The sequence below is a fragment of the Mangrovivirga halotolerans genome (assembly GCF_026241165.1).
GTDB classification, from domain to species: Bacteria; Bacteroidota; Bacteroidia; order Cytophagales; family Cyclobacteriaceae; genus Mangrovivirga; species Mangrovivirga halotolerans.
On the sequence record NZ_JAPFQN010000002.1, the window covers coordinates 539,080 to 559,995 of the forward strand.

Annotated in this window: 18 protein-coding genes and 1 tRNA gene; 10 read left to right on the forward strand and 9 right to left on the reverse strand. The window is 36.2% G+C overall.

The genetic code is table 11. From position 1 onward, the window contains the following. Positions 1-14: 14 nt before the first annotated feature. A complete protein-coding gene (locus OO013_RS03435) occupies positions 15-728 on the reverse strand; it encodes a DUF92 domain-containing protein (RefSeq protein ID WP_266055255.1) in 714 nt (237 codons plus the stop codon). Positions 729-939: 211 nt separating this feature from the next. Between OO013_RS03435 and OO013_RS03440 the strand changes: the two genes are divergently transcribed. After that, positions 940-1,101 (forward strand): hypothetical protein, encoded by a 162-nt coding sequence (locus OO013_RS03440; RefSeq protein ID WP_175402732.1) that lies wholly within the window; start codon positions 940-942, stop codon positions 1,099-1,101. Between the two features lie 188 nt (positions 1,102-1,289). After that, complete coding sequence (locus OO013_RS03445; RefSeq protein WP_266055256.1) at positions 1,290-2,507, forward strand: tetratricopeptide repeat protein; 1,218 nt, start codon at positions 1,290-1,292, stop codon at positions 2,505-2,507. Here OO013_RS03445 and OO013_RS03450 read toward each other — a convergent pair. The 4 genes from OO013_RS03450 to OO013_RS03465 form a co-directional block, all read right to left on the reverse strand. Next, entirely contained in the window at positions 2,504-3,016 is a 513-nt protein-coding gene (locus tag OO013_RS03450) for a helix-turn-helix domain-containing protein (protein ID WP_266055257.1), read from the reverse strand. The two genes, OO013_RS03445 and OO013_RS03450, sit on opposite strands and share 4 nt — an antisense overlap. Before the next feature lie 120 nt (positions 3,017-3,136). Continuing rightward, on the reverse strand, positions 3,137-4,585 hold the full coding sequence (locus OO013_RS03455) for a hypothetical protein (RefSeq protein ID WP_266055258.1): 1,449 nt from the start codon (positions 4,583-4,585) through the stop codon (positions 3,137-3,139). A gap of 694 nt (positions 4,586-5,279) precedes the next feature. Next, positions 5,280-5,353, reverse strand: a tRNA-Ala gene (locus tag OO013_RS03460). A gap of 38 nt (positions 5,354-5,391) precedes the next feature. Continuing rightward, positions 5,392-5,889 (reverse strand): C40 family peptidase, encoded by a 498-nt coding sequence (locus OO013_RS03465; protein ID WP_266055259.1) that lies wholly within the window; start codon positions 5,887-5,889, stop codon positions 5,392-5,394. A gap of 165 nt (positions 5,890-6,054) precedes the next feature. Between OO013_RS03465 and asnB the strand changes: the two genes are divergently transcribed. Beyond that, the gene (gene asnB, locus OO013_RS03470; protein WP_266055260.1) at positions 6,055-7,941 is read left to right on the forward strand and encodes an asparagine synthase (glutamine-hydrolyzing); all 1,887 of its coding nucleotides are present in this window, start codon (positions 6,055-6,057) and stop codon (positions 7,939-7,941) included. Positions 7,942-7,943: 2 nt separating this feature from the next. Continuing rightward, positions 7,944-10,895, forward strand: coding sequence for an FAD-binding and (Fe-S)-binding domain-containing protein (locus tag OO013_RS03475; RefSeq protein ID WP_266055261.1), 2,952 nt, complete (start codon positions 7,944-7,946; stop codon positions 10,893-10,895). A gap of 1 nt (position 10,896) precedes the next feature. Here the strand turns inward: OO013_RS03475 and OO013_RS03480 are convergent, their stop codons facing one another. Together OO013_RS03480 and dnaK are read right to left on the reverse strand one after the other, a co-directional pair. Beyond that, a complete protein-coding gene (locus tag OO013_RS03480) occupies positions 10,897-11,445 on the reverse strand; it encodes a DinB family protein (RefSeq protein WP_266055262.1) in 549 nt (182 codons plus the stop codon). A gap of 547 nt (positions 11,446-11,992) precedes the next feature. Then, positions 11,993-13,927, reverse strand: a complete 1,935-nt coding sequence (gene dnaK, locus OO013_RS03485; protein WP_266055263.1) for a molecular chaperone DnaK — start codon at positions 13,925-13,927, stop codon at positions 11,993-11,995. 274 nt (positions 13,928-14,201) lie between these two features. On the opposite strand from dnaK, the gene OO013_RS03490 reads away from it, so the two are divergent. From OO013_RS03490 to OO013_RS03515, 6 genes are read left to right on the forward strand one after another with little or no spacing between them, the layout of a single operon-like run. Next, positions 14,202-15,785: a peptide chain release factor 3 gene (locus OO013_RS03490; RefSeq protein ID WP_266055264.1), complete on the forward strand. Its 1,584-nt coding sequence runs from the start codon at positions 14,202-14,204 to the stop codon at positions 15,783-15,785. 3 nt (positions 15,786-15,788) lie between these two features. Then, positions 15,789-16,493: an RluA family pseudouridine synthase gene (locus OO013_RS03495; protein ID WP_266055265.1), complete on the forward strand. Its 705-nt coding sequence runs from the start codon at positions 15,789-15,791 to the stop codon at positions 16,491-16,493. Positions 16,494-16,540: 47 nt separating this feature from the next. After that, complete coding sequence (locus OO013_RS03500) at positions 16,541-16,993, forward strand: nuclear transport factor 2 family protein (protein ID WP_266055266.1); 453 nt, start codon at positions 16,541-16,543, stop codon at positions 16,991-16,993. An 11-nt stretch (positions 16,994-17,004) separates the two neighbouring features. Beyond that, positions 17,005-17,985 carry an aminodeoxychorismate synthase component I gene (locus OO013_RS03505; RefSeq protein WP_266055267.1) on the forward strand — a complete coding sequence of 327 codons (981 nt, stop codon included), beginning with the start codon at positions 17,005-17,007 and terminating at the stop codon, positions 17,983-17,985. Next, positions 17,969-18,568 carry an aminotransferase class IV gene (locus OO013_RS03510; protein WP_266055268.1) on the forward strand — a complete coding sequence of 200 codons (600 nt, stop codon included), beginning with the start codon at positions 17,969-17,971 and terminating at the stop codon, positions 18,566-18,568. The genes OO013_RS03505 and OO013_RS03510 overlap by 17 nt, the downstream gene beginning before the upstream one ends. Continuing rightward, the gene (locus OO013_RS03515) at positions 18,565-18,888 is read left to right on the forward strand and encodes a DUF6787 family protein (protein ID WP_266055269.1); all 324 of its coding nucleotides are present in this window, start codon (positions 18,565-18,567) and stop codon (positions 18,886-18,888) included. Before OO013_RS03510 ends, OO013_RS03515 begins: the two co-directional genes overlap by 4 nt. Positions 18,889-18,924: 36 nt before the next feature. Here the strand turns inward: OO013_RS03515 and atpC are convergent, their stop codons facing one another. After that, positions 18,925-19,176 (reverse strand): ATP synthase F1 subunit epsilon, encoded by a 252-nt coding sequence (atpC, locus tag OO013_RS03520; protein ID WP_266055270.1) that lies wholly within the window; start codon positions 19,174-19,176, stop codon positions 18,925-18,927. Positions 19,177-19,232: 56 nt separating this feature from the next. Continuing rightward, positions 19,233-20,738, reverse strand: coding sequence for a F0F1 ATP synthase subunit beta (atpD, locus tag OO013_RS03525; RefSeq protein ID WP_266055271.1), 1,506 nt, complete (start codon positions 20,736-20,738; stop codon positions 19,233-19,235). Positions 20,739-20,916 lie beyond the last annotated feature (178 nt).

Sequence of the window (20,916 nt, forward strand, 5' to 3'; positions counted from 1 at the left end):
AACTAAATAGTACATTAAAAAATCAGTACAATCAGCATAGAAATTATGGCTGCTGACATTGTACATAAAAAATTAACTATGTGCTTGTTCAGATATCCATTCCTTTCCAATGTAGCACCCAGCAAACTATCCACTAAATTACCTGAAAATCCTGATATAGTAATAATTAAAAATAGCTTAAATCCAACATTGGAATTAAATATAAAATATAGAAATGATATTGCTAATGCACCTGTAAATGCTGCTATTGTCCCTTCTAAACTAATTGCACCATCATCGCCTCTTTGAGCTTTTTTTAATGAAGGGAAATATACAAACCTTCTACCCAGCCTTTGTCCTATTTCGCTGGCAAAAGTATCAGAGCAAGCTGCTGAAATGCTCGAAACTGCCATTATCTCCAGGATAAGTATATTTTCAGGGTCTCGTAATAAACTTACCAATGAAATTAAAATCAGTACCCCCCCATTCCCAAGTACATTTTGCCAGCCTCTTATTCCTTTATCGCTATCACGAGACAAATCAGAACGAAAACTCCATTTGCTTAATACAGAACCAGACAAAAAGAAAAAAGCCATAGCGAAAAATACTATTGCTCCGAATTCATAGAATACTAAGATGCCACAGGTAAAGGCAGATAGACCACCAGCTGGTGTAAGCCATTTCATAAAAACACTGAGCAAAGCACCTGCCGCTAATAACAGAACAAAAAGGTAAAGTATATTGACCATTATATCGTTAAATGTCAAGAAACATCTACATAACTAACTTATTAACAGATAGTTATATGATTTATTCATAACATTGGCTATATTAAAATACAGAATTAAGGTCAACAAATTTATTACAATTTAACACCATTCCAACACTAATCTGATATCCAGGTTGGGCTAATTCATAATACCTAAGTAATCAAATAATTATCACATAAATCAATAAGTTATGAAAACTCTAAAGTTAATCGCAGTATCAATATTCTTTGTATTAGGTTTCACTCAGTGCGAAACTGAAGATCCACAACCCTTACGTCCTGAGCTTGAAGAAGTTCAAGATTTAGTTGCGACAGACGGCGATAAGAAGGGAGAGGTCAAGGATATTGACTAATCGGTAAAATACATTAATAATATTTTGGAAAAAAGCCGCCTTTTCGATTAATAATTTTGAAATACCTATCAGGCTTTTTTATTTTAAGGGAATATTTAATGAAAATATTTCCCATGGAGTCTTTTTGTAAAATTTATTTAAACCAAAACAAGTGTAGTAGCTGTTTCGCAATTCTACTATTCTTGTTATTGACTCCTACTATAGTAGCAACAAGCAATTCAGATTCTGTTTATAATAAACTCAAAATAAATTATAAAACGAGATCGCATGAAATTTTCATAAACTCCTGTACCACTGCTATCAATTTGGATGTTCTTTCAAAATCTAATGAAGGTAAAGTCAGATACATGATGGCTCAGTCATATAATAATAAAGGCGATCTAATTAATTGTGTCCAGAATCTATTTTTGGCATCTGATATTTTTGCGGATTTAGATGATAAAGAAAAACTTGCTCTAACTTATAACTTTCTGGGTGAGGTGTATCGGCAGGGAGGAGAGTTTATTGCCGCGATAGATTATTTCAAAGAATCATTATCCTATTTTTCTATATATGAAAATTATGATAACATGGCAATGGTCAATTACAATCTCGGACTTACCTATTATGACTTGGGAGATTATGAATCGGCCAAAACATATTTTTATGATGCACTGGAAAACAATCAAAGGGTAAGTAAAATAGATAGAAGTGCAAGGATTTACAATTTACTTGGGGCAATCCATTTTCAATTAGAAGATTATGAAGTAGCCAGGTCATATTACCATTTATCAATGGAAATATATGCTAATGATGAAATCCCAGTAGAAAGATATGGCATTGCCTATTCAAATCTGGCAGAAATTCATTTATCTCTTGGCAATTATGAAAAAGCAATTTCAGTAGCAGAAAAAGCATTGAGCTATAAAGAAAAACCCAATGGAAATCCAGAATCTTATGACATTCCGGATGCTTTGATCACTTTGGCTAAAGCACATTCTAAATCTGGGAACTTGGAAAAAGCAATGAAATTACTTGAAGAAGGAATTCTTGATAAAAACCCTTCTGGTTTTTATGAAAATTATTTCAATGCAATTAGTCTATATTTTGCCCTATCTAAAAACTCTCCACAATCTAATACAGAAAAATCTATAAAAATATCAAATATTCTGGTAGAGCAAACTAAGTTACTTCAACAACAAAATAAGGTTTTAAATAATGCGAAAAGCCAATATCTTATCCGCCTTGCTGATTCAAAATATAAATATACTACTGCTGTAAGTGGGATTCAGGCTGATAAAAAAATCAATTATTGGATGTATATAATAGTATTGAGTTTACTATTAGTAGCTGTTGGAATACATTTTTATAGAAGAAAGAAAAGAAAGGAAAAACTTAAAAAATCTCTTAGCGACTTGCTGAATTAAAGCTCCTTTTCAATTATTGCTGCTATTTTTTCCTGAAGCGATATCATTCTGTCCTTCAAGTTAATATTCTCATCTCTTAATCTTACGACCTCCTTAACAAGTTGATCATTCACTTGTTGAAACCTGTTAAAGAGTCTTTCAAGTTGTTCTCTGCTTAAATGCTCAGGTGTTAAAGGTTCAGAATGAGCCATTTGGGCCATACTTAAAATCATTTCAGTGGTAAGTGAATTATTCCTTGAAAATTCATCTTCCTGATCATCTATGACTATAACCCCTTCATTTACATTGACACCTAACATCGTATCAACAGAAACATCTAATATACGAGCTATATGAGGTACAAGATCCAATGATGGATAACTCACGCCTGTTTCATAATTCGAAATAGTGTGACGCTTGAACTGGATTCCTGCTGAATCATTAAGCAATGATGCAAATTCATCCTGACTATACCCTTTTGCTTTCCTAAGCCTTTTAAGGTTTTCTCCAAATATCTTGAACTTCTTCAAAATTTGTTAAATTTTCTTGACATTAATGTCAAATAACTTTACTTTTAAAATAACGGTAGCTTTAAAATTGCTATTGTTATATGGGATTTAGTTAGGCGGGTGCGACAGCATCCGCCATTTTTATTGTTCCCGTGCTAAAACCTTGATAAATTCATCATCCATTTTAACCAATGCAGTCGGAGTAAATCCGGATTTTGGCACTGAATTAAATTTATCTACCAGGGCTTTAATTTTATCATATTTATCCCTCTTCGCCTCACTGATTGAAATTTTCATCATTTTAGCGAGGATCTGAACATGTTCGCAAGTTTCCTTATTTAATATCCTTATTTGTCTTTGAATACTATTGATCAATTGATTAAAAAGATCATAATCATTAATAATACAGTATTGCAAGGCAAGAACAGCCTTTACTTCAAGCTGCGCATAAGGATACTTCTTTAAACTAACTTCATTCAGCAAATTATTGATCCATCGTGCGGCCTCATCATGTCTTTTGGCAAAATGGCAGCTTAAAGACCTGTATGTCATATAAATAACATATTGAGGTATATCATTTGTATTACTTTCGTAATCCTGAAATAAAGCTTCATTTTCTTCATAGATCTCTCCTTCCAGTCCCATTCTTAAATGCCTGTCTATTTTAGTTAATAGGAATTGTGAAGGAAAGGTAAACAGGCTATAGTTAGTTAATAAATTTTCTGCTGCCTCATTTACTTCTTCAAAATAAGTTTCTGCCTTTCTGTAAACCTTATAATGATTATAATATTCAAGAGTTAAAAACTCATGTACGATCTTCAAATGGAAATAAATAGTGTCGAGTTGATACGACTCAAAGATCTTTTGAACATTATCCAGAATATCTTCAATTGGCTCGAGATCATTTTCCATCTCAGCGTCCTGCTCTACAAAAAGCCTGTGAAATATGTTAATACAACTTTTATAGACATACATTCTGTGTGAATCATAAAGAGCACTGGTACTAAGCATTTCCTTGTTTAGTAATGTCAGAGCTAGCTTATCAGTTTCTTCTCCAGAGAGAATGTATGATCCATATTTTTTAAAATATTCAGCCAGAAGATCTTCGGCTTTATCTACTGCCAGAGTGTAAGCAACATATTTATTATAAAGCTGACTATAGTTAAAATTGTCAGGAGAGTTGATATGAAGTTTTTTAAGTGCCTTGTAAACTATGGTTAACTCACTGGCCAGATCATAATCTAATAATTCCTTTTCTAGCTTTTTTAAAGTAGCAATTGCTATTGCCCTTTTCTTGGTAAATAAAACTTCATTTATATTTGCTACTTTTTTAAGAATATCCGTTCTGGGATTTTCCATTTGCTGAAGCAAATACTCTTCTATTTTTTGATTTAGTCGTGACCTTAAAGTATAATAAGCGTTAGTGTTTACATCGAGTTCATCCATTACCGCAGTATCAGAAACGGATTTATCACGCATTGATTTAAGCAAATATGCTGATTTGTCAGCACCACTATCCATTAATTGATTATAAATAGTTTCATAATCATTATCAGACAGCTGCTTTATAATATTTTTGAGTTTGGCCATAATGTAAGTGGTACAAATTGGGTTATTTATAAAATTCCAATTCCGTATTCAAAAATAGGATATTTTATTTTATAGTCATTGTAAGATTATATTTAGTTTTCATGCGTAAACCTTACACATGATATTCAATATAATGAATTATATGAACAAATTACAATATAGAATTTTCTCCATTAATACCTCTAAAACTATTAAGTTATTGATTAACAATGGATTAAAAACATACTCCTCACTTAACTTCAAGAAAAATCTTAACTAAAATTTATTTTATTCTCTTTTTAACACTTTAATTAAGATTATTTCTCCTTCTTTGCTCAATATACAAAATAAGTCATTTAGTATATAGACATCTAGCTTATTTAGCATTTTATGCTTTTTTCATACGCTTAATAATCTTAAAGAAATCCTTTAAAAAACTATACTTAAGTAAATATACTTAGGGCGATTTTATTAACTAATAATGAATTTGTCGTAATCCTTTTATAATCCGGCTTAGTCTTATTAATTGAATTCCAATTATAAATACTCAAATTTTGAGTGATTAAAAAATATGAATTGTTATGAGTTTGTTTGGTTAAGGAAAATCCCCAAAATGGGTTTAATAAACTAAAACACTGATATCAATTACGGGAAGTGACTTTTTTCAGAATAAAAATGAAATAAAAAAAGACCACAAATTTTGTGGTCTTTCTTGTGGAGCATATCGGAGTCGAACCGATGACCTCTACGCTGCCAGCGTAGCGCTCTAGCCAGCTGAGCTAATGCCCCGTGTTTAAGGCTAGCAAATATATGATATTTTTTCTTAATCAGAAATAGCGCCTGGCCTTTACAAATATACGCTCATAGTATCCTTCATTAAGCACGCTTTCTGTGACACCTAATTTAGTCGAGGCATGTATAAATTTAATAACCTTACCATCGTTGTAAGAAACTATTCCGACATGGGTGATTTTCCTTCTTCCTGGCTTAAAACTAAAAAATACAAGATCTCCTGGTTTTAGCTTCTTCATTTTGATTCTGTCACCCTCTTTACTTTGTGCCTTAGCTGTTCTTGGAAGTGGCTGATCAATCGAATTATATGCTTTACATGTTAATGCAGAACAATCGATACCACTCCTGGTATTACCCCCATATTTATAAGGTGTGCCATAATAAGATCGTGCAGTTTTCACAGCTGTATTAGCCTTACTTTCCCGTATGGCCATCTTTTTTGCAGAACCACATGAAGAAAAGAAAAAAACTATCGAAATAGAAATAATAAAAAGAAATACCCCCTTTTTTAAATAATTTAATGACCGCGGCATAATAGTTTATTTAGTTAAAAAAATCCGTTCTCTTTCAATCAGCTATCGATAATAAATTCAAAATAAAGACTCATTTAATTAAAATTCATTATGCAATAAGCTACTTAATTGTCTCTTTTGTATCTTAACGATCACAATTTTAAATTTATTGATTTTTTTACTGAAATGTGTGGTATAACCGGAGTTTTTGCGCTTAATGAAATCGGAAGGATGCAAATGATCCACTTATCCAATGCAACTTCCACATTGGCTCATCGTGGTCCTGATGATCAGGGTTTATTTAATGATTACAGGGTTGCTTTAGGACATCGGCGTCTTTCTGTTATTGACCTGACTCAAACAGGTCATCAACCGATGTCTGACAAATCAGGCAGGTACCACATTGTTTTTAATGGAGAAATTTATAACTACCCCGAACTAAGAAAAGAACTGCAAAATGCCGGAGTTGAATTCAATGGGAATTCCGACACCGAAGTTTTACTATATTCCTTAATTCATTGGGGAGTAGAATCATTAAAAAAATTAAATGGCTTTTTTGCCTTTGCTTTTTACGACTCTGAAAAAGAATCGATTTTAATGGCAAGAGACCGACTAGGAATCAAGCCTCTGTATTATCACCTGGACAACGATAAACTATTGTTTGCTTCAGAAGCCGGAGCCATTCATTCCTATGGTATTGAGAAAGTAATTAATAAAGATGCTCTTTCATTGTATCTGCAACTAAACTACATCCCTTCACCATTTACAATGATCGAAGGAATCAGCAAACTTCCAGCGGGTTCATATATGACTTGCGATGCGGAAGGAAATACCACTATAGAAAAATTCTATCAGATTCCAACAAATCAGATTAATAAAGAAATATCTTACAACGAAGCAAAAGCGGAATTAATCAAACTGATTGAAAATTCTGTAAAAGAACGATTGATCGCAGATGTACCGACTGGAACTTTTTTAAGTGGCGGGATAGATTCATCTGTAATTACTGCAGTAGCATCAAAATTCAAACCTGATATAAAAAGTTTTTCTATCGGATTTAGAGATCAGTCTTTTTTTGATGAAACAAACTATGCAAAAACAACTGCTGAACATTTGGGAGTGGAGCATCACGTTTTCTCTTTAACTCTGGATGATTTGTATGCGGAATTAGAAAACATGCTTAACAGTTTGTCTGAGCCTTTTGCCGATAGCTCTTCACTACCCGTTTATTTGTTAAGTAAACTAACTAAAGAACACATCACGGTAGCACTGTCTGGTGATGGTGCTGATGAACTTTTTGCAGGATATAACAAATACAGTGCATTTTACAGATCTTTAAATCCAGGATTAAAAGAAAATATAGCCTTAGCTGGTGCGGGATTATGGAAATATCTTCCTCAATCTAGAAGTTCATCAATTGGGAATACATTCAGGCAGTTGAACCGGTTTGCAGGAGGAGTGAAATTAAATCCAAAAGACAGATATTGGTTTTGGGCAACGTTTATGCAGGAAATAGAAGCTCAAAATTATTTAACCCCTGAATATCGAGGAAATACGAAACATATTACTACCGAACTGTGTAAATATATCGACAAGGGTAGTATAAATGAGGTTTTAACAAATGACCTTGCTCTTGTTTTGCCATATGATATGTTAACAAAGGTCGACCTGATGTCTATGGCACATGGCCTTGAAGTAAGAGTTCCCTTCCTTGATCACAGGATCATAGAATTTGCTCAATCACTACCTGAAAACTACAAGATTGATGGTAAGATGAAAAAGCGAATTCTGCAGGATGCATATAAATCAATTCTGCCAGACCAGCTGTATAACAGACCAAAGAAAGGTTTTGAAGTACCCTTACTTCCATGGATGAGAGGTAAATTGAAAGACAAAATAAATAATGAATGGCTTAATCGGGAATTCATCCGGGAACAGGGTATTTTTGATAGCCACGCAACAGATAACCTCAAGAAAAAACTATTTTCCTCCAACCCGGGCGATTCACATGCAACTACCTGGGCACTGATAGTTTTCCAACAATGGTATAAAAATTATATGGCAAGCGAATAGAAATGAAAGAGAAAGAGATCATAGAAGAATTAGAGAATCTGAAAAATTCTTTTGGGGGAGAAATTCATACTGAAACTAGTCTCCGACACATCTATGCAACAGATGCTTCGGCTTATAGAGAATTTCCACTGGCTGTCACCTATCCGAAAAGTGAAGAAGATATTGTCAGTTTAATAAGACTTGCCAAAAAATTTAAAGTAGGACTGATCCCCCGGACCGCAGGTACTTCACTTGCAGGACAGGTGGTTGGTAACGGTATCATTGTAGATGTTTCCAAACACTTTACGAATATTCTGGAAGTAGACAAGGAAGATTCATGGGTAAGGCTACAGCCTGGCGTCATCAGGGATGAACTTAATCGGTTCTTATCTGATTATGACCTTTATTTTGGCCCTGAAACCAGCACTGCTAACCGGGCAATGATTGGTGGAATGGTTGGAAATAATAGCTGTGGCGCAAATTCAGTTATTTACGGTAGTACCCGAGATCACCTGTTAGAGGTAAAAGCAATTCTTCATGATGGCTCTAAAGTTACTTTTAAAGATATCTCTTCAGATGAATTTAAAGAAAAATGTGGGGAAAACAACCCAAATAAAGCCGAAAGAGATATTTACCGTAAATCGCTTGAGCTTCTAAGTCCTGAAGAAAATCGAAAAATAATAGAAGAAAACTTTCCTAAAAAAAGTATTCACAGGCGAAATACCGGATATGCGTTAGACCTATTAAGTGAAGCAGATATTTTTGGGAATTCTAAAAAACAATTTAATTTCTGCAAACTAATCGCCGGGTCAGAAGGAACACTGGCTTTCATTACTGAAATTAAAGTCAATGTACTGCCAACTCCTCCGAAATTCACAGCCCTTGTATGCCCTCACTTTGAAACAATTTATGATTCCCTGAAGGCTAATCTCGTCGGGTTAACATTTAATCCCAGCGCTTCAGAATTAATGGATGATAAAATTTTAGAACGTACAAAGGGAAATATTGAACAGAGAAAAAACCGATTCTTTGTCCAGGGAGATCCGGAGGCTATCTTAATAATTGAGTTAAAGAAAGATTCAGAAGAAGAATTAAAAAAATCGACTGAGGACCTGATTAAAGCACTAAAAGCCGAAGGTCTTGGTTACCATTACCCGGTAGTAAGTGGAGAAGACACAAAAAAAGTATGGAATCTTCGCAAAGCCGGATTGGGATTATTATCAAACATTCCAGGTGATGCAAAACCGGCCGCTGTAATTGAAGATACAGCTGTTGACGTTAATGACCTGCCTGAGTATATCAATGAATTCAATGAAATACTTGCGAAGCACGATATGTCTTGCGTGCATTATGCTCATGCCGGTTCTGGTGAATTACATCTCAGGCCGGTCTTGAATCTGAAGACTACGGAAGGTCAACGCGAATTCAGGTTGATCGCCGAAGAGATTGCCAAACTGGTAAAAAAATACAAAGGGAGTTTAAGTGGAGAACATGGCGATGGACGATTAAGAGCTGAATTTATTTCCTATATGGTAGGGAAAGAAGCCTATGAAATGATGAGGCAAACAAAATACAGCTGGGACCCTGATAATATATTCAATCCCGGGAAAATAGTCGATACACCTCCAATGGATACTTCTCTCCGATATACAGAAGGTCAAAAGACCCCACAGTTTGACACCATATTGAGATTTGATGATTACCACGGATATTTACGAACAGCCGAATTGTGTAATGGCTCCGGTGATTGCAGGAAGCTTGCTTCGGCAGGAGGAACTATGTGCCCAACTTATATGGCCACCCGGGATGAGATAGAAACAACAAGAGCCCGGGCCAATATTCTCCGCGAAATGATCTCTGATCCAGACAGGAACAAACCATTTGAAAGTGATGAGGCTTTTGAAATCCTTGATCATTGTGTTAGTTGCAAAGGATGTAAATCAGAATGCCCAAGTAATGTAGATATGGCTAAATTAAAGGCCGAATTTCTTCATCAACGTTATAAAACCAAGGGAGTTCCCTTAAGAAGCAAAATGATTGCCAACGTTAATAAGGTGAATAAGCTTGCTTCAATTTTCCCAGGGTTTTATAATTTTCTAATAGGGAATAAGATTACGGGTAACCTGATCAAAAATTTAAACGGATTTGCTTCTGAAAGATCACTTCCTCCTCTTCATAAAACAACTGTGAAGAAATGGTATGACAACAATAAAGCAGAAAACTTCGGTTTTAAAGCTCCATTCAGGAAGAAAGTCATTTTATTCTGTGATGAATTCACAAATTACCTTGATACTGAAATTGGGATAACTACAATTAAACTACTGGCAAAACTTGGCTATGAAGTCTTCATTCCTGACCATGAGGAAAGTGGACGTGCACATATCAGTAAAGGACTATTGAAAAAGGCTAGACAATTAGCCAATGAAAACATAAGTAATCTATATCCATTACTAGATTCTGAAACTCCATTATTAGGGATAGAGCCATCAGCAATTTTCACATTCAAGGATGAGTATTTAGATCTTTGTGACATCAATTTAAAACCAAAAGCAGAGGAAATCGCCAAACAGACCTACCTCATAGAAGAGTTTTTAATGCGAGAGGTAGAGTTGGGTGAACTAAAAGATATTACATTCAAAGAAGAAAGTAGCAAGATTAAACTTCACGGCCATTGCCACCAGAAGGCATTAAGTTCGATGGTACCTGTAAAAAGATTACTATCTCTTCCACCAAATTATACTGTTGAAATGATTCCAAGTGGCTGTTGCGGAATGGCAGGGTCTTTTGGATATGAAAAAGAACACTATGAGCTTTCGATGAAGATTGGAGAGACAGTTTTATTACCAACTGTTAGAAAAGCCGAAGAGCATACCTTAATTGCGGCTCCGGGTACCAGCTGCAGGCATCAGATCAAGGATGGAACAGGTCGAACTGCTGTTCATCCAATTGAAATATTCTATAACAGCATTCTATGATTTAATAAGAATCAATAGCTTTTTTAGCCTGTTCAATATGCCTGTGATTATGAAAAGTATAAACTCGCATTGCATCGCCAAGTTTCAACTTTATGATTGGCAAGGTAGTGTTTACCCGTTTATCCAGGTCAACTCGATCAAGGCCTTCGCTTAGGGATTTGAGAAAAGCTTCAAGATCAGTAGTAAATTCATCAATAACCGAAGGATCCAATTCCTGATGCATAGGGTTTTTGCTTTTAAAGGTAGGCATTTTAGATGCCCCCTCAGAAAGAGGTCTCACACTCTCTGCAAATTTTTTACCCAGCCATCCGGTAGAAAAATGATCTTTGCTTTTACCTGATTTATTTTCGATTTCTTTCATAAAAATCGGTAAATAAAACTCGCTATATCGATTAAGATGTTCGATACATTCAAGCGCTGACCAGCTGGTATCTGTAGGACGATGATTTAATTTAGCTTCGGAAATTCCCCTGATAGATCGGGCAAAATCGAGACAAAATTTATTTCGGGTTAAGATATCTTCAGAAAGCTCTTGATAAGTGATTTTCATTGCCAGTGTTTGTATTCATAAATATAGCTATTAGAATTCTAAACACATTACGGAAATTCTCTATATTATCATTTATTAAGCTATCATAAAAACTATAATAAAATTGGTTCTCTCCTATTTACATATAGGCAGAATTAAAAGGCTTTTGAAATATTTCTCTAAATGAGGTTTTAATGAGAAATGAACTGCTAAATTATATAAAAAAAATCCGGCTTTCGCCGGATTTAAAATTCAATCACTTAAAGACCGTTTATTGTGGTGTCAATTTTAAATCTAAACCTTTTAAGCATAGCCTAAAGGAATTAATTCTGAGCCTTGTTTTGATTGAAAGTTTTAAAATTCCTTATGTAATCCCCTTTTTCAGGGTGGCAAATATATATAAATCAAATTCGACTTTCACAACAAATTTCCATAAACGGTAAATATTTAGCATCAAGATATGCTCATCTAGTGTACGCGTGTAAAGTTTTTAGACATAAACCCAAAAAAAACCCTGACGAGGCTTTCGCTTGTCAGGGCTTAATGAATTTATAACTTAATCTTAGATTTACTTCTTATCGTCGTCTACTTCTTCGTATTCAACATCAGAAACATCATCTGCACCTCCGGCATCGCTTCCCTGAGCTCCACCATCAGCTCCTGGCTGAGCGCCTCCTTCAGCACCAGCAGCACCTTGCTGTGCCTGGTACATCTCTTGAGAAGCGCCTTCCCATGCTTTATTCAGTGCTTCTAAAGCTTCGTCAATCTTTTCGATGTTTTCTGACTTATGAACTTCTTTCAATTCGTTAAGTGCAGATTCGATCTTAGATTTATTTTCAGCAGAAAGCTTATCTCCGTACTCATTAAGCTGCTTTTCTGTCTGGAATATCATTGAATCAGCCTGGTTAAGCTTATCAACTTTTTCCTTGGCAGCCTTATCAGCCTCAGCATTTGCTTCTGCCTCTTTTTTCATTTTTTCGATTTCCTCCTCAGTAAGACCTGAAGATGCCTCAATTCTGATCTTCTGCTCTTTACCTGTTCCTTTATCTTTAGCAGATACGTGAAGGATACCGTTAGCATCAATATCGAAAGTCACTTCAATTTGAGGAACACCTCTTGGTGCAGGCGGAATACCATCTAAGTGGAATCGACCGATTGTCTTATTATCTTTCGCCATCGGACGCTCTCCCTGCAACACGTGAATCTCAACTGAAGGCTGATTATCTGCTGCTGTAGAGAATACTTCCGATTTACGAGAAGGAATTGTCGTGTTCGATTCGATCAGTTTAGTGAAAACGCCTCCCATGGTTTCGATACCTAAAGAAAGTGGAGTAACATCTAACAGAAGAACATCTTTAACTTCACCTGTCAGAACACCACCCTGAATTGCAGCACCAATTGCTACTACCTCATCCGGGTTAACTCCTTTAGACGGTCGCTTACCGAAGAATTTCTCTACTTCTTCCTGGATCTTAGGAATACGAGTCGAACCACCAACAAGAATTACTTCATCAATATCTGAAGGACTCATTCCTGCATCACTCATCGCTTTTTTCACAGGATCCATTGATCTCTTGATCAGGTTATCTGCAAGTTGTTCAAATTTTGAACGGCTTAGCGATTTAACAAGGTGTTTTGGCACTCCGTCAACAGGCATTATATAAGGAAGATTGATCTCTGTACTAGTTGAACTAGATAATTCGATCTTCGCTTTTTCTGCTGCTTCCTTCAATCTTTGAAGGGCCATTGGATCTTTTCTAAGATCGATCCCCTCATCTTTCTGGAATTCTTCAGCTAACCAATTGATGATCACATCATCGAAGTCATCACCACCAAGGTGAACATCACCATTAGTTGATTTTACTTCGAATACACCATCACCCATTTCAAGGATAGAGATATCAAAAGTACCTCCACCAAGGTCATACACAGCTATTTTAAGATCTTTGTCTTTTTTATCAAGACCGTAAGCTAAGGCAGCGGCAGTAGGCTCGTTGATAATCCTTTTCACATCAAGGCCGGCGATTTGACCAGCTTCTTTTGTTGCTTGACGCTCACTATCATTAAAATATGCTGGTACAGTAATAACAGCTTCGGTTACAGACGTTCCAAGATAATCTTCAGCAGTTGACTTCATCTTCTGAAGAATCATCGCTGATACCTCTTGTGGTGTATAGCTTCTGTCTCCAATTTTTATTCTAATCGTATCGTTAGCACCTTTCTCTACTTCGTAAGAAGCGTGCTTACGTTCATCTGTTACTTCGCTCCATTTTTTACCCATGAAACGCTTAACTGATGTAACAGTATTTTTTGGGTTTGTTATTGCCTGTCTTTTTGCAGGATCCCCAACTTTTCTTTCTCCTTTACCATCGTCCAGAAATGCCACGATCGAAGGTGTGGTTCTTCTTCCTTCACTATTTGGAATTACAACCGGCTCGTTACCCTCCATAACTGACACACAGGAGTTGGTAGTACCTAAGTCTATACCTATAATTTTTCCCATACTAAAATTTATATCTATATTATGATTTCACAATTATTTCAACACTCAGTATTTATCAAGCACTGTGCCATTGATTTTTTGACTGACAAAATGTCATTTTCAGGAATTTTCGCGTTTCGAAACATATTTTTGTCTGCCAGAATTTATAATTGTCAATTAATCTTTGCCTTTTTGACACTCTTCGGCTTCTCTGCCAAATATTCTAAGTAATTCGTTCCGAATACTGTATTGGGAAACATATATTCCCTAACTTTGCATCTTTAAATTTTTGAGGATGAAAGGACTAGAGCAAGAAATAGCCAGGCGACGTACATTTGGTATTATTTCTCACCCCGATGCAGGTAAAACCACTTTAACTGAAAAGCTTCTACTTTTTGGTGGGGCCATTAATACTGCCGGGGCTGTAAAAAGTAATAAAATAAAAATGCATGCCCGTTCAGACTGGATGGAAATTGAAAAGCAGAGAGGTATTTCTGTTTCTACTTCAGTAATGGGTTTTGAATATAAAGGAAAAAAAATCAATCTTCTTGATACCCCGGGTCACCAGGATTTCGCTGAAGATACATTTAGAACTCTTACCGCAGTCGATAGTGTGATCATGGTAATTGATTGCGTGAAAGGTGTTGAGATCCAGACTGAGAAGCTGATGGAAGTATGCCGCATGAGAAACACTCCTGTTTTGGCATTTATCAATAAGCTTGACCGGGAAGGTCGTGATCCATTTGAACTCTTAGATGAGATCGAACAAAAACTAAATATAAAGGTAAGACCTCTTTCCTGGCCTATCGGAATGGGAAAGTCCTTTAGAGGGGTTTATAATCTTTTCGAAAAAAGACTCAATCTCTTCGAACCAGGCAAAGCTAAAATCACCGATAACCAAATCGAATTTGAAGATATAAACAGCCCGGAGCTGGAAGATTATATCGGTGAAAATGCAGCCGCTGAATTAAGAGAGGAAATTGAATTGATTGAAGGTGTTTATCCTGAGTTCAGTAAAACCGAATATTTAAACGGAGAGGTAGCTCCTGTCTTTTTTGGCTCGGCAGTAAACAATTTTGGCGTTAACGAATTATTAAACTGTTTTGTCCAGATTGCTCCAGAGCCTAAATCTCGTGAAACTGAAGAACGGGAAGTAATCCCAACTGAAGAAGACTTTACAGGTTTTGTGTTTAAAATTCACGCCAATATGGATCCAAAGCACAGAAACCGAATTGCTTTTATCCGGGTTTGCTCCGGGAAGTTTGAAAGAAATAAATTTTATCACAGGGTCAGGGAAAATCAGAAAATGAGATTCTCTAATGTGACCGCCTTCATGGCACAAGATAAAGAAATAATCGATGAAGCCTACCCGGGGGATATCGTTGGTCTTTATGATACAGGTAATCTAAAAATTGGCGATACTCTGTTTGAATCAAATGGGAGTAATTTCAAAGGAATACCTGCCTTCTCTCCTGAAATTTTCAAGGAGGTGATCAACAAAGATGCCATGAAAACCAAGCAGCTAGAAAAAGGGTTAAGACAGCTGATGGATGAAGGTGTAGCCCAGCTTTTTGAATATGAAATGGGTGCGAGAAAAATCGTCGGAACTGTTGGTGCGCTTCAGTTTGAGGTTATTCAGCACAGACTTAAAGAGGAATACGGTGCTTCAGTGGCATTCCAACCTCAAAACATATATAAAGCTTGCTGGGTATCGGCCAAAAGCGAAAAAGACATGAATGAGTTCATTAAGTCTAAAAGAAGACATATTGCCAAGGACAAAGATGGCAAGTATGTATTTATGGCTGAATCAAAAGCCTGGTTGCAGATGATCCAGGATAATTTCCCTGAAATAACAGTTCACTTCACTTCTGAATTTTAAGATATGGCCAGAAAAGGAAAGCACATCGAAATAGTTTACGAGGACAATCACCTGATTGCAGTAAATAAACCTTCAGGGGTATTAGTCCACTCAGACAGAACTGAAGACCCAACCTTAGAAGATGCCGTCAAGGATTTCATAAAGGTTGAATACAATAAACCTGGAGCTGTTTACCTGGGTGTAATCCACCGCCTCGACAGACCTGTCAGTGGCCTGGTGCTTATGGCCAAGACCAGCAAAGGCCTTTCTCGTATGAATGAAGTATTCAAAGAAAGAAAGGTTGAAAAAACCTACCTGGCAATTGTTAATAAGCTTCCTGCGAACCAGGAAGGAACTCTTGAGCATTATTTGCTAAAAGACACAGCAAAAAATAAAACTCATGCTCATATAAAACCAAAAAAAGGAGCTAAAAAGGCTGTTTTAAGCTATAAGTTTGTTGGGAGGATCGCTGATAAATATCTATTAGAGGTTAAGCCTGAGACCGGAAGGCCCCATCAAATAAGAGTTCAGTTAAGTAGCATGGGTTGCCCGATCCAGGGAGATGTAAAGTATGGCTCAACAATTAAAAATCCTGGCACTGATATAGCTCTTCATGGTTTCAAACTCAATTTCCAACATCCAGTAAAGAAAGAACATTTGGAAATAAAGGCTGAAGTACCTGGCAATGACCTTTGGAAATCACTAAAACCGCTCACGGAAACTTTATAGATTTTTAAAGCTGCGAAAAGTATAATGCATCAAAATTTAATTTAAGTATGAGAAAATTATTTACACTAGCATTATTACTTACCGGATTATCATTCGCAAACGCTCAAAGCGATGAAGAAAAAGTAGATAAGGTCATCCATAAAGTTTTTGATGCCATGAGAGCAGGTGACAGCACTGCCCTGGTGAAATACTTTATCGAAGAGCCTAATATGAAAACCGTTTATAAAAAAGATGGCGAAATCCTGCTTCACGTAGGAAGCCTGAATGATTTTGCTGTCGCGGTTGGAACTCCTCATGAAGAAGTGTACAATGAGGTAATTGACAATCTTGAAATAAAGATTGATGGTCCATTAGCTTCTGCATGGGTCCCTTACAAGTTTTTCATCGGGGAAAAGTTTAGCCATTGCGGAGTTAATGTATTTGAATTAGTAAAAATTGACGGAAACTGGAAAGTATCATCAATAATCGATACGAGAAGACAAGAAAACTGCCTCTTCTAGAAACAGGCAACATGGAGGCTGTCAGAAAAACTATTGAAACAATGAATAGTTTTGGCAGCCGCCATATTCCATTTTTTTTTCTTATTGATTTTGAACACAATCACCCGGTTTGCATACCGCTCAAGGATGTAGATCCTAAGGAAATAGCATTCAACTTTAATGGAGTAAGAAATGTAGAACAACTCTCATCCCATAGTTCTACACCTTTAACATTCGACTTTAAGCCAGTTAACTATAACGAGTTTAATAAAGCTTTTAACCTGGTTAAAAGTGAAATATTAACGGGAAACAGCTACTTGCTAAACCTGACTTTCAGGTCAGAGATCACTTCAAATTATACTCTTGAAGAAATAATAGAACGTGCCAAAGCCAAATATAAATTATGGCTGCGCAATAAATTCATAAGCTTTTCACCTGAAACATTTATCAAGATTCAGAAAGATAAAATGCATTCTTATCCAATGAAAGGCACCAGGGTATTACAGGATGATAAAGATGCTGAAAGACTGTTGAATGATCACAAGGAAACAGCAGAACATGTTACAATTGTTGATCTTATACGGAATGACATGAGTATTCTCGGAAAAAAGGTTGAAGTAACGAAATTTAAGTATCTGGATGTTCTCAATACCCATCGAGGTAAATTATTACAAATGTCATCTCAGATTTCGACCCCTCTGGGAGAAAACTGGTATAAAAATATTGGCTCAATTATTTTTTCTATGCTACCTGCAGGATCTATTAGTGGTGCTCCTAAAAAGAAAACTATTGAAATAATTAAGAAAGCTGAAGCGACACCCAGAGGTTACTATACAGGGGTAGCAGGAATTTATGATGGCAAAAACTTTGATAGCTGCGTATTGATCCGTTTCATCGAAAAAGATATAGATGGAAAATTGTATTTTCGCAGCGGCGGAGGCATTACCCATTTAAGTGATGCCCAAACTGAGTATGATGAAGTTTTAAATAAAATTTATGTTCCGGTTTATTGAATCAATATGTTTTGAAGATTATGACTTCCCTCTTTTAAAGCAACACCAGGAAAGGGTAAATCGGACATTTGAGAATTTCTATCCAGGACAAAAACCTTTTGACCTTAACAACCTTTTAAGTTTTAAGGAAATGCCTCAGGATGGTGATCGATACAAAGTACGGATAGTCTATAATGAAATACCTGAAGAATTTTCAATAACAAAATACTCACCAAAAAGTATTGATAGTTTAAAATTAATAGAAACTCCATCTTTCGATTATTCTTTCAAATTTGAAAATCGTGAAAATCTTTCACAGCTAAATAGCCTGAAAGAATCTGCGCAGGATATAATTATTGTTATAGATGGAAAAGTAACGGACAGTTCCTATTCAAACCTGTTATTTAAGAAGAAAGGAGTCTATTACACCCCTGAAACACCATTGTTAGCCGGCACCAGAAGGCAATACCTACTGGAAAATGGTCATATAACTGAAAAAGATATAAATGTGGGAAATATAGATGAATTTGAAAGCGTTTGCTTGATCAATGCGATGTTAAAGCCGGGTGAAATAGAGATCCCCATAGAAAATATTATCAGATGAAATGGTATAAAAAATTACAGAAGCACTGGAATTTAAAAAGCGGAAAGCAGGTAGCAATAGTATTAATTGTGTTTGCTTTGACAGGAAGCACCGCTGTTTATCTAAAGAAATTCATGCTTGACATTGCAGGATTCGGCCCGGAAACGTCTTTATGGATTAAGGTTCCATTCTTAATTATAATCACTTTTATTAATTACCAGATTTTACTTTTGGCATATGCGTTTATATTCGGCCAATTTAAATTCTTTTGGGAATTTGAAAAAAAGATGTTCAGAAGAATGACCGGAAGGGGTAGAAAAAACAAAAAGACCGATGAATAATCATCGGTCTTTTTTTATCTAATGATATTATGATTCTTATTCCTGAATAACTTTTTCAGCCAATACCACTACTCTGTTACTTGCAACTTCCACAACACCACCATCAACAATGATCTCGTGATTGTTATTATCCTTAGTTACATAAGACAGAATTCCTTTGTCTAATGAACTAATAATCGGAGCGTGATTATTTAAGACTTGAAAAGAACCTTTAGAACCCGGAAAAGTTGCAGACAAAACTGCTCCTTCAAAGATCTTTTCATCAGGTGTTACTATTTCTAGATACATATCTTCCACAGTATAAGAAAACAAGAATCAGTGATTCTTGTTTTACGTTATTAAATTTATTTTGTCTCAGCAAGCATTTTTTCACCCTTCTCGATAGCTTGTTCTATACCACCAACAAGGTTGAATGACATTTCAGGAAGATGATCAAGCTCACCATCAATGATCATGTTAAATCCTTTGATAGTGTCTTTAATATCAACCAATACACCTTTAAGACCAGTGAACTGCTCTGCTACGTGGAATGGTTGAGATAAGAATCTCTGAACACGTCTTGCTCTGTGAACAACCATTTTATCTTCTTCAGAAAGTTCTTCCATACCAAGAATCGCAATGATATCCTGAAGTTCTTTATAACGCTGAAGAATCTCCTTTACTCTCTGCGCACAGTCATAATGCTCATTACCAACTACATCTGGAGAAAGAATTCTTGAAGTTGAATCCAATGGATCCACAGCAGGGTAAATACCAAGCTCAGAAATCTTTCTTGAAAGTACTGTTGTAGCATCAAGGTGAGCGAAAGTCGTCGCTGGAGCAGGGTCAGTCAAGTCATCGGCAGGTACATAAACAGCCTGAACCGAAGTAATTGATCCGTTTTTAGTCGAAGTAATTCGCTCCTGCATTGCACCCATTTCAGTAGCAAGCGTTGGCTGGTAACCCACAGCTGATGGCATACGACCAAGAAGTGCAGATACCTCAGAACCTGCCTGAGTGAAACGGAATATATTGTCAATGAAGAAAAGAATATCTCTACCCTGACCTTCACCTGGATTTTCTCCATCACGGAAGTACTCAGCAAGAGTAAGACCTGAAAGTGCCACACGAGCACGAGCCCCTGGAGGTTCGTTCATCTGACCGAATACGAAAGTTGCTTTCGATTCTTTTAATTCGTTGTGATCTACTTTGCTTAGATCCCAACCACCTTCTTCCATTGATTTAAGGAAACCTTCACCGTATTTTACGATACCAGCTTCGATCATCTCTCTAAGAAGGTCATTTCCTTCACGAGTACGCTCACCAACACCAGCAAATACTGAAAGTCCACCATGTCCTTTTGCAATGTTGTTGATCAACTCCTGAATCAGTACGGTTTTACCTACACCGGCACCACCGAACAATCCGATCTTACCACCTTTTGAATAAGGCTCGATAAGGTCAATTACTTTAATACCAGTATAAAGTACTTCAGAGGAAGTTGAAAGATTTTCAAACTCTGGAGCATCTCTGTGAATAGGTAGTTTGTTATTACCTTCAGGTTGTTTGATACCGTCGATAGCCTCTCCAACTACATTGAAAAGACGACCTTTAATATCTTCTCCGATCGGCATCGAAATGTTAGCACCGGTGTCAACAACTTCAAGACCTCTTAAAAGTCCTTCTGTTCCGTCCATCGCAATAGTTCTAACGCGATCTTCACCTAAGTGTAACTGTACTTCTAGAATGTTTTTTTGCCCGTTAGGCATCGTTACTTCGAGTGCATCGAATATGTCAGGAAGATTTCCTCCCTCGAAGCTAACATCCACTACCGGACCAATAACCTGGGATACTTTACCAATATTTGCCATTGTATGTTCTAAATATTAAGAAACTGCAACCTTAAAATTTGACTGCAAAAGTAGGACTAATTTATCTGAAACCAAAGCTTATGATAAAATTTATGACAGAAGTTCAATCGGTTGCATAAAAGAATTTTAAAATCAACTTTTTAAACCTGATGATAATCCATAAAAAAACCCTGACAAG

Coding starts and splice junctions, on each gene's coding strand:
- OO013_RS03495 (WP_266055265.1), top strand. CDS start 15,789: ATGGCCAGAAAAGGAAAGCACATCGAAATAGTTTACGAGGACAATCAC.
- OO013_RS03490 (WP_266055264.1), top strand. CDS start 14,202: ATGAAAGGACTAGAGCAAGAAATAGCCAGGCGACGTACATTTGGTATT.
- OO013_RS03505 (WP_266055267.1), top strand. CDS start 17,005: ATGGAGGCTGTCAGAAAAACTATTGAAACAATGAATAGTTTTGGCAGC.
- OO013_RS03500 (WP_266055266.1), top strand. CDS start 16,541: ATGAGAAAATTATTTACACTAGCATTATTACTTACCGGATTATCATTC.
- OO013_RS03455 (WP_266055258.1), bottom strand. CDS start 4,585: ATGGCCAAACTCAAAAATATTATAAAGCAGCTGTCTGATAATGATTAT.
- atpC (WP_266055270.1), bottom strand. CDS start 19,176: ATGTATCTAGAAATAGTAACACCTGATGAAAAGATCTTTGAAGGAGCA.
- OO013_RS03480 (WP_266055262.1), bottom strand. CDS start 11,445: ATGAAAATCACTTATCAAGAGCTTTCTGAAGATATCTTAACCCGAAAT.
- OO013_RS03465 (WP_266055259.1), bottom strand. CDS start 5,889: ATGCCGCGGTCATTAAATTATTTAAAAAAGGGGGTATTTCTTTTTATT.
- atpD (WP_266055271.1), bottom strand. CDS start 20,738: ATGGCAAATATTGGTAAAGTATCCCAGGTTATTGGTCCGGTAGTGGAT.
- dnaK (WP_266055263.1), bottom strand. CDS start 13,927: ATGGGAAAAATTATAGGTATAGACTTAGGTACTACCAACTCCTGTGTG.
- asnB (WP_266055260.1), top strand. CDS start 6,055: ATGTGTGGTATAACCGGAGTTTTTGCGCTTAATGAAATCGGAAGGATG.
- OO013_RS03515 (WP_266055269.1), top strand. CDS start 18,565: ATGAAATGGTATAAAAAATTACAGAAGCACTGGAATTTAAAAAGCGGA.
- OO013_RS03510 (WP_266055268.1), top strand. CDS start 17,969: ATGTTCCGGTTTATTGAATCAATATGTTTTGAAGATTATGACTTCCCT.
- OO013_RS03440 (WP_175402732.1), top strand. CDS start 940: ATGAAAACTCTAAAGTTAATCGCAGTATCAATATTCTTTGTATTAGGT.
- OO013_RS03475 (WP_266055261.1), top strand. CDS start 7,944: ATGAAAGAGAAAGAGATCATAGAAGAATTAGAGAATCTGAAAAATTCT.
- OO013_RS03435 (WP_266055255.1), bottom strand. CDS start 728: ATGGTCAATATACTTTACCTTTTTGTTCTGTTATTAGCGGCAGGTGCT.